Genomic DNA, 16,299 nt, shown 5'->3' with positions numbered 1-16,299 from the left:
AGGTTTGCAGCAACTATTCATTTTTACCGCCAGTTTATTTAGCCAAAACTATGCTCAAAATTCTTGACTTTAGTGGTGAGTTTTTATGGTTGATTAAATTGCTCACGACCAGAACACTGTGGTTGTGTTCTCTCTTCCTGGGTGCCCATTCGACTCGGTTCAGCATTGCATTGGATTAGCGGAGGGAAACCATGTCTCAAAATCTTTTCAAGTCTATAGAAGGCCATCTTTGGAAGAGCTACAGCGCCATGTTTGGCTGTACAGCCCTGGGCTATTGGCAGTCTTTTGCTACTGTGGCAAACGAGATCATGCCCTACCTAGAAGTGACTGATGCTCCCTACCACAATGCTGACCACACGCTGCAAGTGATGCTGGTAGGGCAGACAATTTTAGAGGGGCGCTATCTACAACACCACGACCTAACCCCCCAAGACTGGCTCAATGTTATGGTGGCCCTGCTCTGCCATGACATCGGCTACGTGAGGGGCATTTGCCCTGGCGATGATGGCTCTATTAACCACTTCATCACCGGGCAAGAAGACAACTGGGTAACGTTGACCTCTCGCTCTACGGATGCCAGTTTGACCCCCTACCACGTGGGCCGAGGGCAGCGGTTTGTGCGCCATCGTTTGGCCGAACAGCCCCTGATCGACCTTGATACCGTAGTAGCCTGCATCGAACATACCCGGTTCCCGGTTCCGCCTGGGGCTAAATATCAAACCACCAACGATTTGCCGGGGCTGTGCCGGGCCGCCGATCTGCTGGGACAGCTCAGCGATCCAGACTATTTAAAGAAGCTCTCGTCGCTCTTTTGCGAATTTGCGGAAACCGGCACCAACGCCGCCCTGGGGTATGAATCGGTGGCCGATTTGCGGGCTAACTATCCTCACTTTTATTGGTATGTGGTGTATCCGTTTATTCAAGCGGCACTGCGGTATTTGGCGGTCACGGCCCAGGGGCGCGAGGTCATCGCCCGCCTGTTTACCAACGTGTATCTGGTGGAGCTAGAGCAGTCGTTGTCAGATGCGGCCTCAACGGGCGTGAAACAGCAGGCCACCGGCCCAGACGTTTTGCCTTTTTGTCTGACCGACAACCTCGGCTATAGCTCCTAGGGCGCAGCTTGCCTGCCCAAATCGGGGGCGCTCAAGGGGTTTCAGGTTGCACTGCTCGCCCGCTGAAGAAAAACCCGTAGCCGATTTTGTAACCACGCCTTGGGGCTGAAGCGGGCTGGCTATGGTAATGGGGCAAAGCTAATCAGTGTTAAGTCTATGGCTCCCTTACCGCTTAAAACTAAGTCTCTAATTGCGCTGCTGGCCCTGGGTGCGATCGCCCTTCAAGGCGCGGCAATGGCCTGTTCTATGGTTCCTGGAGAGCAGAGCGAACCCCGCCCCGCCCTAGAGCCCATCGCCGAGAACTGGGAAGATGCGACGGTCGATGACCTGCTGACGCCGGAGGTGCGCGATCGCATCCTCCAAACCGCTGCCGCCGAGGTCGATCGCCCCGTCGCTGACCTGCGCATTGCCGCCGCCGAAACCGCCACCTGGGATGGCTGCATGGGCATCTATGAGCCCGACCAGTTCTGCACCATGATCGCCATTGCGGGGCTGCGCCTCGTTATCACCGATGGCGATCAAAGCTGGGTCTACCATGCCCGCCAAGATGGCCAGGGCATGGTGCAAAACCCCACGGCCATTAGCCGCAACGGTCTGATTCCCGACTTTATTCCGCCAGTGATGTCGGAGCCGGAAGTAGAGCCCGAAGCCCACATCTTTCGCTCGGTCGAGTCGGGCAGCTTAATTGGCACCCAGTTTGAGACCGTGCTGCTAACCGACGGGCGGCTGGTGCAGAGAGAGAACGGTAAGGTGGTGTCAGAACGGCAGCTCTCGGCTGAGCAAGTAGCGGCCTTTGAGCAGGTTTTAGCCGATCAGCGATTCCCTAACCTCAACCGCCTGCGGTACATAACCGACGCCGCCTTTGCCGATTACCCCACGGTGCAGCTGTCGGCTATGCACTACGAAACCACCTACATTGACCTGGCCATTGACGATGCCCCTCCGGCGCTGCAAGCCGTGGTGCAGGCCTGGAGCGAGCTGACGGCTGAGGCACAATAGCCTTGCAATCGGCGGCACGCCGTCTGGTTTGCCAATCCTTGAGGGCGTAGGGTGCTGCGTCCTCAAGGATTTTCTATTTGACATCGTAGTGAGAGGTGAGAATCAATGCGATCGCACCCTATGGCCCCATGGCATGTCGATAGATATAGACTGGAATTAAGCGTTTAGTATTCGGGCCAACGCTATGTTGACTGACGATTCTCAACCACAGCCTGCTGCGCATCCCGACAGCCCTGATCTGCCATTGAAGGCGATCGCCTACAGTCTTGACTGCCTTATTCCTGGGTTTTACCTCTGGCTAGGGCCAATTAAGTTGCGCCTGGGCGGCAGTTTGCCAGAGAAAGACTATCCAGGTACCATCCACAGTGATGCGGGTGTTGCGATCGTCTTACCGGGCTATCGCATTTTCAGCACCTATCAGGGTGACTATGACCCTCGACAAACATAAGCTGGACGGGATTCCACAAATCACTTCGAAAATACTGCCCGTCGAAAAATTTGAAGCCTTGCTTTTAGACGAAGGCTATCAACGGGTGGGTTCAGCTCCCGCTCAAGGCAACCGCATCAAGGCTTGGTGGAGCCATCTACAACACAGACGAGTCGAAGCTATTTATAGCCCAGACGGCAAAATTGCTATCACTGCTTATCACGTGGATTAGTTTTCTACTCTACTTGGGGGTTGTTCAGAAGCACGGAATCACACGCTTTGCTACGAGCCGTGGGATGCCGATACCACGGGATACAGAGGTTCCTGGCCATTTAAGCGCCACAGGCTGATGCAGAGGGCGGTGGCGATCGCCAGCCACACCAGCGACGGCAAAATAATCCATCCCGCCAATGGCACCACCTGAAAATAGCCGACCGTGACCACCGCTACCGACAGCAGCGGCCCCACAATCACCATCGGCACGGCGGTCCCCAAGCGACCTTCTACCGTAAAAATCGTGTTCCAGGTGTCGCCCAGGCTGAGGTGCGCCACGTAGAGAATCAGCGGCCAGCTCAAAAAGGTTTGCCCCATCGCCGACCACACCAGATAGGCCGAAATCACCCGCAGCACCGCAATACTCATCCACACAATGGGGAAGGCCAGCGGCGGTGGTGCCCAGCCGGGACGCTGGAGCGAGGTGTAACGACCGCTGTTGCGAGTGTTGTCGAGCAGAGAGAAGAGGCGCGATCGCAGCGTCACAAAGGCAAAAAACGCGCAGGCGATCGCCGTCGTGGCCCAAGGCGCTAAGGCACCCAGCTCGAAGTACCTAAAGGCCACATCCATGCCCCACAGCAGCCCGGTCATCGCGGCTATCTGGGCGATCGTCGCCCCCAGATAGGTCAACGTGGCTTTCTTGTCCCACTGGGGATTGGCTAAATCGGTGTGGATGGTGGTGTCGCGGGTGGCTTCGTTGACCCCCATCACCGTATTGACGCCGTTTTTCACAAGTTTTTTACGGTTCATCGGGCTGCAAATAGTGATTTAAAACGATGGACTGGCCGTTGGGCAGGTGTCTTGGTCTGATCTTGATCCTAAACTGTTGAGACGGTTTAACCAGCGGGAGGTCAGCATTTTTCAGCGGATTTGGCGATCGCGGGCAGGGGGCATACTCCTGGTGGTCATCCTGCTGCTTCCTGGGGCTGGGCTTCAGGCGCAGGAGGAGGAGGCTAGCCCCGCAGAACCTGCGCCAGCACCGGCCCTACCCGGCCCCGCCCCAGCTGCCCCAGAGCCGACCGAAGACGCGGTATTCTTTGCCGATGTGCTGGTGCGCGGCCAGCCGGTATTTCAGATAGGCAGCTTGCCGGGGTTGAGTGCCAGCGATCGCGCGGCAATCATCAACCGCCGCATTGGCGGGCTGCTGAGCCAGGCGCAAGAACTGGGTGCCGTCACCGTGCAGGTGGACGAAGACCGCCAGATTGCCCTGCTGACGGTGAACAACCGGGTGCTGATGACCGTCACCCAGCAGGACGCCACCGATTTTGGCCTGACCGTGGAAGAACTGGCCCAGCAGTGGGCCGACCAACTCAACCAGGTGCTGGCCCAGCCCAACTTAGCGATTGACGTACTGCAACGGCTAGACGGCACGGCGCGGCAGCTAGTCGATGACACGATTGTGCTGCTGCCGTCGCTGATGGGGGCGATCGTGTTGGTGGGTCTGACCTGGATTGTGGCTCTGGGGGTGCGGCGGGTAGGGTTGCTGTGGGCCGAGCAAACCGAGGGCGATCGCAGCACCGAGATTTTGATTGGGCGGCTGTGCTACGGCGGCGTTTGGGTGATCGGCAGCATTGTGGCCCTGGGAGTTTTGGGTCTCAACTTTACCACCCTGCTTGGCACCCTGGGGCTGACCAGCGTGGCGATTGGTTTTAGCCTCAAAGACGTGCTCAGCAACTACATTTCTGGGGTCATTTTGCTGGCGGCGCGCCCCTTTCGCATTAGCGACCAGGTGGTAATTGGCAGCTACGAAGGCACCGTAGTGCAGATTCAGCTGCGGGCAACTACCATGCGCACCTACGACGGGCGGCTGGTGTATATTCCCAATCAAAAGGTGTTTCAGAGCAGCATTGTCAACAATACCGAATCTCCGGTGCGGCGCAGCGATGTGATCGTGGGCATTGACTACGAAGACAACATCACCGCCGCCCGGCAGGTGATCACCGAGGCCGTTACCCAGGTAGAGGGGGTAGAGAAAGACCCGCCGCCGCTGATTTTGGTACATGAGCTGGCAGCCAGCACCGTCAATCTGGAGGTGCTGTTTTGGGTCAACTCTCGCCGTCAGTCGTTTTTGCAGGTGACTTCGGCGGCCTCCCAGGCGATTAAAGAGGCGCTGCAAGCCGCCGGAATCGATATGCCCACCGAGATTTATACGCTGACCTTTCGCGATCGCAAGATCGCCGACCTCGCCATTGCCAATGCCGAGGCGATCGCCGAGCCGTCAGAAACCCGGCCTGAGTGAGGGCAGTCGCTTAGAGTAAGAGAGCAGGTCTAGGCGACGGAGCTACCATGACAACAGAACAGACAGAGCATAAGCGGGTAGTTGTCGTGGGCGCAGGCTGGGCGGGATTGGGCTCTGCCTATCATTTGGCCCGCCAGGGCTATGCCGTCACGCTGTTGGAAGCCGGAGCTTACCCCGGTGGCCTGGTGGCGGGCTGGCAAACGCCCCAGGGCCGCGCCGTCGAAGCGGGCATCCACGGGTTTTGGTACCCCTACCGCAACATTTTTGCCCTGACGGATCACCTGGGCATTCAGCCCTTTACCGAATGGACGCGATCGGCCCAGTATTCGCCCCAGGGGCTAGAGGTCGAGTCGCCGCTGTTTCAGGCCCAGCCCTATCTGCCGACGCCCCTGGGCACGTTTCTCTACACCGACTTCAAGCGTCTGCCGCTGGTCGATCGCCTCTCGGCCCTCCCCCTGCTGCAAGCGCTAATCGACTTCGACAACTCTGACGAAGCCTGGCAAAAGTACGATCGCATCACCGCCCGCGAGCTGTTTCGCCAGTACGGCGTATCGGCCCGGCTCTACCACGAATCCTTTGAGCCGATGCTGTTGGTGGGCCTGTTTGCCCCTGGGGAGCAGTGCTCGGCGGCGGCGGCGCTGGGGATGCTCTACTACTTCATCCTGGCTCACCAGCCTGACTTTGACGTGCGCTGGTGCCGGGGCACGGTGGGGGCGCAGATCTTTCGGCCCTGGACGGAGGCGATCGAGCGGGCGGGGGGCAAGATTTTGGCCAATCACCGCGTGTCGGATGTGACGGTGGAGAATAGCCGTGTGACGGCGGTGGTGTGCGGCGACGAGGTGTTTGAGGCCGATGCGGTGGTGTTTGCCGTGGGCATCAGCGGGCTGAAGAAAATTGTGGAGCAGTCGCCGCAGCTGAGGGGTCGCCAGGAATTTAGCGATATTCGCAATTTGGGAGCCGTTGACGTTCTCGCTACCCGCCTCTGGCTCGATCGCAAAGTCAACATTCCCCTGCCCTCCAACGCTTGCTTTGGCTTTCACCCCACCACGGGGTGGACGTTCTTTGACCTCAACGCCCTGCACGACGAGTACCGCGACGAACCGGGCACCGTGGTTGAGGCAGACTACTACCACGCTAACCAGCTCTTGGCGCTAGATGACGACCAGGTGCTCAAGCAGGTGCAGCAGGATTTGGCTGGGTGCATCCCTGCCTTTGGGGAAGCCAAGATCATCGATCACGCTGTGGTACGCATCCCCCAGGGGGTGACGCACTTTGCCCCCGGCAGCTACCGCTACCTGCTGCCCACCACTACCAGCTTCGACAACCTGTTTATGGCGGGCGATTGGATTGTTACCCGCCACGGCTCTTGGTCTCAGGAGAAGGCTTACGTGACAGGGCTGGAGGCGGCGAACCGGGTGATTGCGACCTTGGGGCAGGGACAGCCTGCGGAGATTTTGCCGGTGATACCTGACGAGCCGCATATTCAGGTGATGCGATCGGTCAATCGCTTGGTAAGGCAGGGATTGCAGGGGTTGCCGAGCTTTTGGCTACCGTAGTGAGTGGTGAGCATTGCTGCTCTCTGTGGAAGTGGGAAGGTAGCCGCTAAATAGGTCTTAGAATTTAGGAGTGACGCAGGGACTAATCAAGCCAATGACGTTGGATGAGCTGCGAACCCATCTACTGGCCCTCACCCCAGAGGAGAAGGCTGAAGTTGTTCGGCTTTTGGTGCAAACCCTGGGCAACGTTTGGCCTGGGGTTGAAAAAACGCCAGGAATTGTTGGGGGCGATGCTTGCATTACCGGCACTCGCATTCCTGTTTGGGATTTGGTGCAATATCGCCGTTTGGGTGCCTCTGATGCCAAAATTTTGGAAGCTTACCCGCAATTGACTGCGACAAATTTAGCCCATGCGTGGCAGTATGCCGAAGCCCATGCTGCCGAGATTGAACTCGCGATTCAGCAGAATGAGGCAGCATAAGCGTGCTGCGCCTCTATGCTGATGAGCAGTTTCCGTTGCCTGTAGTGCAAAGATTGAGGGCGTTAGGATATGACGTACTAACGGCTCAAACGGCTGGACAAGCTAATCAACGCATTCCTGATGATCAGGTTTTAGCTTTTGCAACAGCTGGTAATCGAGCCGTTATTTCTCAGAATCGTCGCGACTTTATTCGACTTCATCAACAAAACCCAGACCATGCAGGTATTGTTGTTTGCTCTAAAAATTTGGATTGGGATGGCTTTGCTGCAACCATCCACCAAACGCTGAGCAATTATGAGGTACTTACGGGTGAGTTGATACGCATTACCAAGCGTTAAGACGGTCAACTGTAGGGTGCATTCGTGGCTTAGATCTTACCTGGCAAAAGCCAGATCGCTCCATTGGCCATAATGCACCGTTCACGTGTAGTCTCTCAATTCACAGATTTTGGTGCATTGCTTCGCGAATGCACCCTACGGCTGGTACTGCTGGTGCCAGGTAAGGGATCTCTGAAATGACCAGAAACAGGTACCAAAGGAGGCCGCAATAAAACGTTTGGATCGGGCTGAAGCGCTTACCTGCAACAGTATACAAGTCTCTGCGCGAGAGAAGAGAAACAATCTAACGAAATCACGAAATTCATACCTCTACAAAACCTCGGAAATTCTCCTGTAGGGGATAAAGAGGAATTTGCTTTTAGGTCTGAGTAGACCAGGTATTTGCCGCCTTTACGCCAGCCAACACAATCGCAAAAGGCTTTCCAATTCTCTTCATGGTACTCGCCATCGAGCAGGTTGCCTGTCTCCACATAAATTTGTTTCTGCACGCCAAAGCCAAATTTGCCGTTGCTGTACTTCACCCAAAGCTGATCAAGAGTCCGCAGATCTTCACAGGGAAATTTTTCTAAATCTTTGCGGTCAAACCACTGCCCTTCCTTTTTACCGACGGTGATGATCATCAACCGATAGGTTTCCTGATCTGCCTCACGCCACTTCCCGGCTTTTAATAAGTTGCGAAGGTTTTGGTAGTCAATTCCTCTTTCAGAACTTAGGTCATCTTCTGAAGTAGGGGGCGGTACAGCATAGGCATTGCCCAATACTTGAGAAGCGCTGTACTGTCGGGTGGGCTTGCGCTGGGTGATGCCCCACTCCAGAGAAAATAGCGCTCTTTCGTCTTCGATGCTGTCTTGAAACGAGACGGCATGAAACTCTTGCAAAAAAATGAGTTCTTCTGGAATTTCCTCAACTCCTGGCAGCAGCACCGGAATAACAGGTACACCACGTCGCACGCATTGACTGATAAAAGATTTTAGCTCTAGCGCCTGCCAACGCCCCAGCCCATCTGGTCCAAAGAAAATTGCTGCCGACTTGATACGCCCAATTGCCTGCTGAATCTCGCTTTGAAATGTGGTGCCAGGGGCAATTTCTTCTTCGTCAAGCCAGGGGCGAATGCCCAAATCTGCTAGTTTGCGATAAATGCGGCGAATTAGCGGTTTGTCTTTGCTGCTGTGGGCCAAGAAAACGTCAAACTGCTGCTCGGTCATCGATCGCTTGCCCCGCTGGCGTTAGCCCTTGCCTACTCAGAGTTTAGCCCGAATTGCTAGCCCTGTCTTCGTGCGATCATTCCTACACTCTGCGTGGGAATGCCCCGGTGGCGCTCCAGCGTCCTGGACTGAAAGACGCTGGAGCGTCGGGGGAGTGGTATCAACGCAGGAGCGTTGGCAACATCAGCTATGGGAGGCGGGGATAGGTCTTTTAACCCAACTGTCGATACCTCAGCAGGTAGCTAAACACCTCGCCCTGCTCTGGGGTGATCAAAATCCCCGACTCTGGAATAGTAAACAATCGGCTCCACTCTAACCGCTCGGCGTATTGCAGCAGGTGCAGGTGATTGATGGCTCCCTGCACCCCATCGGTTGAGCCAATCACCAGGTGGCGCAGTCGCTCGCGCCCCGGCTGGGGGCTAGGTGTCGTCAGGCTCAAGGGATTCAGATCTCCGAGTTCTTGAAGAACTCGGAGATCTTGACGAGTCAAACACAACATAATCGGGATTCCTTCAACGAAAGGGTAGGAATCCCAAAAACTTGGCCGCCCCAGACATGTGCAGTTCAGGACGGCCAGGTAAAATCACCTTAGCCTCCGAGACAGCAGTACCTGTCGACGGGGTTAGCCGCTGGTTGGTGTCCCCACACCTTCCAGTGGCGCTTAACCAAATTTTTGGGAAGACAAGCTGCACGCACACAGCTATAGCCGAATAATTTAAGCGATCGCATCGCCCAACACAAGTAAGAATTGTTACACTCTGAGCCTCAGCTCACCATATTCTGCGCCGAGTAATCTCCGAGCTTAGCTGAGTAGTCTCTGAGCTTAGCCGAGTAGTCTCTGAGCCTAGTCCAGCAGTCTCCGAGCTTAGCCGAGTAATCTCCGAGCTTAGCCGGGTAGTCTCTGAGCTTAGTCCAGTAATCTCCGGGCCTGAGCCAGTAGTCTCCGAGCCTGAGCCTGCCCCTTTTCTACGAATTCAGCCTTGCCTCAATTCTCTGCGATCTACTGAGACTGGCTACAGCTCTAAACTCCAGTAAAGACGATCAGCCAACCTCCCGCTCGACCACAATCACATTTTCGGTGATCTGCTCAAAGGTATCGTCGTGGCTAATCACAAACAGCTGCTGAAACGTTTTGATGCGGCCAATGGCCTCAGCTAACCCCTGGCGTCGGGTGCGATCCATATTGGTAGTGGGTTCGTCAAAGAAGGCGATATCGGCATCGGCCAGCACCTTAAGCAGGGCCAGGCGCACCGCCAGGGCCGCACACATCTGTTCCCCCCCCGACAGGTTGACGAACCGCCGCTGATTTGGCCCATCCTGCACCACAATTTCATAGTCCCGCGTCCACTGAAGGGCAACGTTGGGGCGGTTGAGCAGGTCTCGAAACAGGCGATCGGCCTGCTGCGAAATGCTGCGCACGTACTGCTCAGTGATTCGCGGCCCCGCTTCGTTGTAGGCCTTGCGGGCAAAGTTGATAAAGCGCCTGGCTTTTTCCCGCGCCTGGAGCTGCTGTTTGGCGATGTCGCGCCGCTGGGCGATCGCCCCTAGCCCGGCAAGTTGCTGATCTAGGTCGGTCAGCCGCTGGCGCTGCTGGGGCAGGCTCCCGGCCAGCTGGTCGGCCTCAGATTTGACGGTGCTGTAGGTGGTTTCTAAGGTAGCAGCGGCTTCGGGGTTGAACTCGGCTAGAGCGGCTTGGTAGGTCTGGTCAGCCTCGCGCTGCTGCTGCTGCACCTGGGAAAGTTCGGCCTGGGCGGCGGTCAGGTCGGTCTGTAGCTGGTTGTGTTGGTTGGCCAAGGGCTGATTTTGCAGGTACAGCCCGTAGCCTGCCTGATGTTGGGCGCGATCGCGCTGCACCTGGGCCAAGCGCTGGTCTAGGTCGGCGAAGGGCTCTAGCTGGCTGGTCAGTGCCTTGAGCTGCTGATCTAGTGCTTCTAGGGCGCTGGTTTGGGCGGCGGCGGCCTGCTCAACGCGGGCCTTGTCTTGCAGGGTGCGCCCGAGAATCTGGCTTTTTTCTCGCGGTCGGCCCAGGGCTTCCAGCTCTTTATCCAGGGCGTCTAGGGCCCTTTGTCCCTGGCCATATTGGGCAAGTTGCTGAGTCAGATCTTCTGCCTGAACCAGTAGCTCAGCTTGGGCCTGCTGAATTTGCTCCAGTTGCGTAATAATTCCCCTGAGCTGATCGATCTCGCCCCGCCAGCCGTAGCGCTGTTTGAGGTCGCTTTCCACGGTTTGGAGGGTGGTTTTGAGGGCCGCTTCATCAGTTTGATCGGCCAGGTCGCTGAGAATAGCGTCTAGGGCCGACAGCAGCGCTCCGTGCAGGTCGGTAGCCCCCTGGAGAGACTGCTCCAGACGTTCCAGGGTGGGGCCTGAGAGCAGCGGCAGGCTCTCGGCGATCGCGGCTAAATCCTTGAGCACGGCATCAATCTCGGCCTGCTGAACCTGGCCCTGGCGGCGGCTGTCTGCCACTAAGACGCTAATTTCAGCCTCAAACTGGCGGGCGGCGGCCAGGCGGCTAAGCTGCTGCTGGAGGCGATCGCGCCGATCTTCCAGGGCCGCAATTTCATCGACCTGGGGTTGCAAGGCCAGCAGGCGATCGCGAGTTTGAGCCGCCTGCTGCCGCTGCCGATCGAGCTGGGCGCTCTGCAATTGGTTCTGCTGGAGCTGAAGCTGCGATCGCTGGGCCTGCTCTAGCTGCTGCACCAGATCTTGGCGCTGGGCCTCCAGCTGAGCCTGAATCGCTATTTGGGGCTCTAGCTGGGCCAGCTCGCGCTCCGTCGCCGCAAACGATTCGAGCTGGGTTTGCCACCGGGCCAGTTCAACCTGCGTTTTACTCTGGGCTGTTTGCAGGGTTTGGTACTCGCTCTGCAAGCGCTGGCGCTGCTGCTGGGCCTGACCGAGCGCCTCCAGCGTTTGCTCGGCTGCTTGATAGTCTTTGTAGGCGGCCTGATGGGCTTGGCACAGGGCGATCGCCTGTTCGGCCTGCTGCACGGCTTGCTGGAGGCGGGCCAGGGTACTCTGCTTGACCTCAAGCTGATGCATCAGCCCCTGGCGCTGGGTGGCCAAGGTCTGCACCGTCTGAGCTTGGGCCTTGAGATCGTCCCGCTGGGTTTGCAGCGTGCGCAGCGTCTCTTGCAAGGTTGCTAGGCGCTGCTCGCTGGTGCCAATGGCATTGACCAGGCCCTGCTGGCGCTGGTGCAGATCATCCCAACTGGTTAGCGCCTCTTCGTACTGGGCAATTTCTCGCTTAGTGGCCTCCGCCTGGTCTTCGGCGTAGCGGCGCAGGGCATTCATCTGCTTAAAGGCCAGCTTGTAGTCTTCGACCTTGAGAATGGCGTCGAATACGGCCTTGCGCTGCTCGGCAGGCTGTAAAAAGTCGGCGGTAAAGGTACCTTGGGGCACCCCCAGGGTGCGGGCAAACAGCTGGGGCAGGTTGGTGGTGGGGCCTAGCCCCAAGTGCTGCCGCAGCCAGGGCAGCACCTCGTCTTTAATGCGGGTATAGGGCAGGCGCTCGTTGAGCTGAGGGTCAAACAGGGCATAGCCCCGCTGGGTACAGCGCTGGGCGTGGTAAGTGCGGCCATCGTAGTTGGAGGTAAAGGCCACTGTGACCTGGGCACTGCCGCTGCCGTTGCGAATCAGGTCGTCTTTGCCGTAGTCGCCCTGGTAGTTAAAGAGCACCCAGGCGATCGCCTCCAAAATGCTGGTCTTGCCCGCGCCATTTTCGCCGCAGATGGCGTTGGTGCCCGGCTGAAACTCAAAGTAGCGATCGCGGTGGGTCTTAAAGTTTTGCAGCGCCACCGACAAAATTTGCATTGTGTGCCCCGTTCCATCGCTTCAGCCACGAAGACTAGGATAGCTTTCTTTGCTGGGGCTAGGGCTGCCCCGGCAGGCGGCGAGCGGCGGTAGAGGTGAAACACACGGGTTCGGCCTCAGTGCGAGTGCACCAGATTTGAATCATCATCGATGGGTCGTCGGGCGAAACCCACCACGCCTCAAGCTGGACGACCTGGTTGGCTGGAGGTAGATTGCTGCCTGGGGCAGAGCTGGCTGGGGCAGCCGCAATGGCCTGGGCGCTTTCCCCAGCAACCGGTTGGTGAGCGAGCGGATCTAACCCCTGGGCTGTTTTAGCTAGGGTGGCCTGAAGCTGTGGCGCAGTTCCTCGATAGGTCTGGGGCGGTGGACTGGGCCGCGACCGTGCCAGGGGCATGATGCCGGTGCGCACTACGCCCGTCTGGGGTGAGCCGAGCTGAGGGGTAGCGGCAGAATCTGGGGGTTTGGCAAGATTAAACGAAGGGGTAACCGCGCTGGCGGCAGGCGCTTTCGCCAGGCTAAAGCTGGCCTCGGTCTGGGTCAGGTAGCTGTGGCCGTAGGCCGTGAGCATACCGGTAGCCATACTGAGCGGAATCAGCAGCCGCACCAGGTGGCGCTGGCGGCGGCAGCGCTTGGTGTAGCGATCGCAGGCTTCCAAATAGGTGCCAGCCAGCACCGAGAGCTGTTCTGGATGGGTTTGGCGAAAGGTTTTGGCCTCATTGAGGCGGGTCTTGGTTAAAAAGTAGTCGGGATGGTTGGGCTGCTCCTGCTGTTGCCACTCCTGGGCGGCAACCTCAATGGCCCGCTGCTGCCTAACCTTGGGACCTTGAATCGGCAACCACTCCTGTAACAGAGGCCAGTTGCGAATCAAGGCCTCGTGGGCAATGTCAAAGCAGGGAGCGCGGACGGCGGGAGCCGTTTCAGCGATCAGAAGCCCGTTCGTGATAGTAGATAAGCTACCGTCTGAATCTGTCGGTGCCCATCCTGGCACCGCAATGGCCGCAATGTCACAGCTAGCAACCTGGGGCTGAGCTTGGGCGACCACCAGGCGGGCGGCCACGAGCCGGTCTGCTACGGCGACAACGGCTGGCTCGGGCATGGCCTCGGTGACCAACTCGACCAAAGATACCGGGCGACGGGTCAACACCGTTCCATCGCCCAGGTCGCACAGACTTAGAAAGATCCGCTGGGCAATGGCTTGCTCAGCATCGGTCAGGCTCTCGTACAGCTCGCTCGCTCGCTGGTTAAGCAGGTGGCGAATACCTCCCATCTCCGCATAGGCAGTCAGGGTGAGATGGGGCGGATCGGGGAGGTTTGGGGTGCTTTCTCGCCGCAGCCATAGCTCCTTTAAAACTAGCTGGAGCAGAGCTAGGTCGGCGGGCGCGCTGACAATATCGAGCAGCAGCGTGTAGACGAGATTGGCATCGTAGCGCAGCCCTACCTTTTCGAGGGGGCCGACAATAGTGGCTTTGAGCTGGTTGTAGGTCATGGCCGGTACGGCCAGGCTGTGGGCCGCAACCAACGCCTGAAAGTCTGGGAATTCCGCCAGGCTGTCGATCTGCTGGGCCCGCAGCCCCAGCACCAGGTGGAGCGGCAGATGGGCGTTTTGTACTGCCGCTGTCAAACAGTCGATCACCAGGCGGCGATCGCGATCGGGCATTGAACCAGGCGTCAGCAGCGCCTCCACCTGATCAACGACTAGCACCAGGTGCGCCTCTGGGCCTTGCTCCCCCATCAGAGCCTGAATCAGTTGGCAAAAACCCTCAGCTCCCCGCTGTAAAAATGCTTCAGCCCGGCGCAACTGCTCAGCGCGGTGCAACCCCGCCGCGCCGGGGTCAACAAAGGCTTCCGCCAAACTGGTAAGGGGCGAAGACCCCACGGCCAGGTAGCGCAGAGTCCAAGCAGCAGTGCTCTCGCTTTTGGCTAGGCGGGGCAGCAGCCCGGCCCGTAGTAGAGAGGTTTTGCCAATGCCCGATGCGCCCGTGACCACGCAGAGCCGAGAAGACTGCACCCGTTCCACCAGGGTTTGCGTGATCTCGTCACGGCCAAAAAAGAACTCGCTGTGGGTGGCCTCAAAGGGGGCTAACCCCGGAAAGGGGCAAAAGCCGTAGCGCAGCTTTTGCAATCTCTCTAGCAAGGGGGGCGGTGTATCTCTGGCCGGAGAAATCATCCCCGACATGCGGGTGAGCACAATTTCGCTGCCGGAGCTTTCAAACAGGGGCTGTTGCAGCTCACCCTTGAGCTCTCGGTTGACCGCATCCGTGAGGGAGTGGCCGTTGACGATGCCGCCCTTGACCTTGTAGGGGTTGAGTCCTGACAGAAGCGCTTGGGTGAAAACGCTGTGGCTGCTATCGAGGGCTTCGTAGGCGGCTTCGTACTCTCGGGCCGCGGCCATGAAGAGGCGATCGGTGCCGGCTCGGGCACCGGGGTCGGCCTCTAGCATGTTAAAAAACTCGCCGCTGTTGCAGCAGTCGAGCAAAATGACGCGCTGGCTCACCGGGCTCTCTTGCAACAGTCGCCGCAGCCAGTGTAGCGATAGGCCGTAGTGGCCTGCGGCTGGGTTGGCGTCGCTGGTGGCTAGATAGCCTTCTTGAATACCGGCCTGGCGCTGCAACCCGTGGCCAGAATAGTAAAAAATAGCGGTTTGAGGAATCGTTTTGCCGGCGGGCTTAAATAGTTTGATCAGCGCTTCTTCGAGCAGTGCTGTAGTAACCACACCTCGCTGGCTAATGGCCGGTTTTTGATGGGTAATAGCCTCTGGCAGCCGCACTACGCGGCATTCGCCAAAGCTCTCTAGGCATCGGGCTACCGACTCAGCATCATGGGCTGGTGCCTGCAAACCTGGCAGGTTCTGATACGTATTTATTCCGACAACAAGCGCATCCCTTGACATTTTTCTCGCACCCTGATCCGGCGTTATCTAAACCTAAGTGACTGATGAACAGAAGAGGGAACATGACACTTTAGCCATTACTTTAAGTGAGTTTTTTAGTGACCCAATTACTTGAGAATTCCAGAATATCCAGATCTCAAACTGAGCGCTCACGCCTCACCAGGTTAAGTTTAACTAAGAGGTCAATATTCCCTAAGAGGGGTTTCACCCCTAAAAGAAAATCCTAGGCTGCTGATTTTTTTCAAAAGTAAAATCGCTGCGTAAATCTACGTAAAAACTTGGTGCTTGAGCGCGGCCTGGGTGCGATCGCAACAGAGATAGCCTCAGAAAACAGCGCCCTTTTTACTCTTTAGCGGAAAATTAATGGTTAATTTCCGTATACTTTCGGAAGTAATTTTGTACTTCCGTCATCTGACCGAAGTACAAAATTGTGACTTGTTTTTTGAAATACGAGATTAGCTTCTGTTGTTTTGGAGATAGGTGAAGAGCCAGTTCGACTGTCGTAAAGGGGCTTGGCTGGGTAGGGGCGATCGCGCTTTCATCAGGCGATCGCTAACCACTTTGACAGCGTTGTGCTATTGAATAGTTTAATCTTGCTGTAGGGTCTCTACATCTCGATCTTTGGGCCAACCGCAGCTGGGAGATTGACAATGCAGCCTTGCTTGAGAAAATATAGGATGCCGCAATACTGCTGTAGCTTTGCGCTGGGCATGTCTATGGCGCTGCCCACCGCAGGACTGGCACCTCTGGGGTGGGCGCAGGAGGGCGATCGCCTGACGACGGTCTGCCACTTCGCTGACTTTGCCGCCGCCGTCGCCTTTGTGGAGCGCCTCGTCGAGCCAGCGGATAGACTGGGGCATCATCCTGACCTAGCGATCGCCTACAACCGGGTCACGCTCCATTTGACCACCCACGACGCCGGAGGGCTCACGGCCCTAGATTTTGCCCTAGCTGAAGAAATCTCGGCGCTGCACGACGGGCAATGCCAATAGGCCTTGGGTTTGACGATATAGACTGCCATTGGAAGTGGCG

14 protein-coding genes are annotated in these 16,299 nt (G+C 57.5%); 9 read left to right on the top strand and 5 right to left on the bottom strand.

The genetic code is table 11. The features are described 5' to 3' along the window. Positions 1-191: 191 nt before the first annotated feature. The 4 genes from VB780_RS21755 (at position 192) to VB780_RS21740 (ending at position 2,770) form a co-directional block, all read left to right on the top strand. Complete coding sequence (locus VB780_RS21755; RefSeq protein WP_323353280.1) at positions 192-1,112, top strand: metal-dependent phosphohydrolase; 921 nt, start codon at positions 192-194, stop codon at positions 1,110-1,112. Positions 1,113-1,268: 156 nt separating this feature from the next. Then, the gene (locus VB780_RS21750) at positions 1,269-2,111 is read left to right on the top strand and encodes a hypothetical protein (RefSeq protein WP_323353279.1); all 843 of its coding nucleotides are present in this window, start codon (positions 1,269-1,271) and stop codon (positions 2,109-2,111) included. A gap of 184 nt (positions 2,112-2,295) precedes the next feature. Further along, complete coding sequence (locus VB780_RS21745) at positions 2,296-2,559, top strand: hypothetical protein (protein ID WP_323353278.1); 264 nt, start codon at positions 2,296-2,298, stop codon at positions 2,557-2,559. Then, positions 2,540-2,770 carry a hypothetical protein gene (locus tag VB780_RS21740; RefSeq protein WP_323353277.1) on the top strand — a complete coding sequence of 77 codons (231 nt, stop codon included), beginning with the start codon at positions 2,540-2,542 and terminating at the stop codon, positions 2,768-2,770. The genes VB780_RS21745 and VB780_RS21740 overlap by 20 nt, the downstream gene beginning before the upstream one ends. 50 nt (positions 2,771-2,820) lie before the next feature. Here the strand turns inward: VB780_RS21740 and VB780_RS21735 are convergent, their stop codons facing one another. Continuing rightward, the gene (locus VB780_RS21735; RefSeq protein ID WP_323353276.1) at positions 2,821-3,561 is read right to left on the bottom strand and encodes a TspO/MBR family protein; all 741 of its coding nucleotides are present in this window, start codon (positions 3,559-3,561) and stop codon (positions 2,821-2,823) included. A gap of 46 nt (positions 3,562-3,607) precedes the next feature. On the opposite strand from VB780_RS21735, the gene VB780_RS21730 reads away from it, so the two are divergent. The 4 genes from VB780_RS21730 (at position 3,608) to VB780_RS21715 (ending at position 7,365) form a co-directional block, all read left to right on the top strand. Next, positions 3,608-5,050, top strand: a complete 1,443-nt coding sequence (locus VB780_RS21730) for a mechanosensitive ion channel family protein (protein ID WP_323353275.1) — start codon at positions 3,608-3,610, stop codon at positions 5,048-5,050. 47 nt (positions 5,051-5,097) lie between these two features. Beyond that, positions 5,098-6,606: a hydroxysqualene dehydroxylase gene (locus VB780_RS21725; protein ID WP_323353274.1), complete on the top strand. Its 1,509-nt coding sequence runs from the start codon at positions 5,098-5,100 to the stop codon at positions 6,604-6,606. Positions 6,607-6,706: 100 nt separating this feature from the next. Further along, positions 6,707-7,027: a DUF433 domain-containing protein gene (locus tag VB780_RS21720; protein WP_416349253.1), complete on the top strand. Its 321-nt coding sequence runs from the start codon at positions 6,707-6,709 to the stop codon at positions 7,025-7,027. 2 nt (positions 7,028-7,029) lie between these two features. Next, complete coding sequence (locus tag VB780_RS21715; RefSeq protein WP_323353272.1) at positions 7,030-7,365, top strand: DUF5615 family PIN-like protein; 336 nt, start codon at positions 7,030-7,032, stop codon at positions 7,363-7,365. A 236-nt stretch (positions 7,366-7,601) separates the two neighbouring features. Here VB780_RS21715 and VB780_RS21710 read toward each other — a convergent pair whose 3' ends face one another. The 4 genes from VB780_RS21710 to VB780_RS21695 all read right to left on the bottom strand — a co-directional run bounded on the left by VB780_RS21710 (position 7,602) and on the right by VB780_RS21695 (position 15,267). Then, entirely contained in the window at positions 7,602-8,570 is a 969-nt protein-coding gene (locus tag VB780_RS21710; protein ID WP_323353271.1) for a GUN4 domain-containing protein, read from the bottom strand. 211 nt (positions 8,571-8,781) lie between these two features. Next, positions 8,782-9,009, bottom strand: a complete 228-nt coding sequence (locus VB780_RS21705) for a hypothetical protein (protein ID WP_323353270.1) — start codon at positions 9,007-9,009, stop codon at positions 8,782-8,784. Between the two features lie 602 nt (positions 9,010-9,611). Continuing rightward, positions 9,612-12,377 carry an SMC family ATPase gene (locus tag VB780_RS21700; RefSeq protein WP_323353269.1) on the bottom strand — a complete coding sequence of 922 codons (2,766 nt, stop codon included), beginning with the start codon at positions 12,375-12,377 and terminating at the stop codon, positions 9,612-9,614. Between the two features lie 58 nt (positions 12,378-12,435). After that, positions 12,436-15,267, bottom strand: a complete 2,832-nt coding sequence (locus tag VB780_RS21695; RefSeq protein WP_323353268.1) for a caspase family protein — start codon at positions 15,265-15,267, stop codon at positions 12,436-12,438. Between the two features lie 677 nt (positions 15,268-15,944). Between VB780_RS21695 and VB780_RS21690 the strand changes: the two genes are divergently transcribed. Next, entirely contained in the window at positions 15,945-16,259 is a 315-nt protein-coding gene (locus tag VB780_RS21690; RefSeq protein ID WP_323353267.1) for a 4a-hydroxytetrahydrobiopterin dehydratase, read from the top strand. Positions 16,260-16,299: the final 40 nt, after the last annotated feature.

Origin of the sequence: Leptolyngbya sp. CCNP1308, from assembly GCF_034932455.1 — a bacterium.
Taxonomy (GTDB): Bacteria; Cyanobacteriota; Cyanobacteriia; order Phormidesmidales; family Phormidesmidaceae; genus Nodosilinea.
This window is presented reverse-complemented; position numbering and strand designations above follow the sequence as displayed.

Excerpts from the sequence above, each read along its gene's own strand:
- VB780_RS21750 (WP_323353279.1), top strand. The coding sequence starts at position 1,269 with ATGGCTCCCTTACCGCTTAAAACTAAGTCTCTAATTGCGCTGCTGGCC.
- VB780_RS21695 (WP_323353268.1), bottom strand. The coding sequence starts at position 15,267 with ATGTCAAGGGATGCGCTTGTTGTCGGAATAAATACGTATCAGAACCTG.
- VB780_RS21740 (WP_323353277.1), top strand. The coding sequence starts at position 2,540 with ATGACCCTCGACAAACATAAGCTGGACGGGATTCCACAAATCACTTCG.
- VB780_RS21745 (WP_323353278.1), top strand. The coding sequence starts at position 2,296 with ATGTTGACTGACGATTCTCAACCACAGCCTGCTGCGCATCCCGACAGC.
- VB780_RS21725 (WP_323353274.1), top strand. The coding sequence starts at position 5,098 with ATGACAACAGAACAGACAGAGCATAAGCGGGTAGTTGTCGTGGGCGCA.
- VB780_RS21700 (WP_323353269.1), bottom strand. The coding sequence starts at position 12,377 with ATGCAAATTTTGTCGGTGGCGCTGCAAAACTTTAAGACCCACCGCGAT.
- VB780_RS21690 (WP_323353267.1), top strand. The coding sequence starts at position 15,945 with ATGCCGCAATACTGCTGTAGCTTTGCGCTGGGCATGTCTATGGCGCTG.
- VB780_RS21710 (WP_323353271.1), bottom strand. The coding sequence starts at position 8,570 with ATGACCGAGCAGCAGTTTGACGTTTTCTTGGCCCACAGCAGCAAAGAC.
- VB780_RS21735 (WP_323353276.1), bottom strand. The coding sequence starts at position 3,561 with ATGAACCGTAAAAAACTTGTGAAAAACGGCGTCAATACGGTGATGGGG.
- VB780_RS21755 (WP_323353280.1), top strand. The coding sequence starts at position 192 with ATGTCTCAAAATCTTTTCAAGTCTATAGAAGGCCATCTTTGGAAGAGC.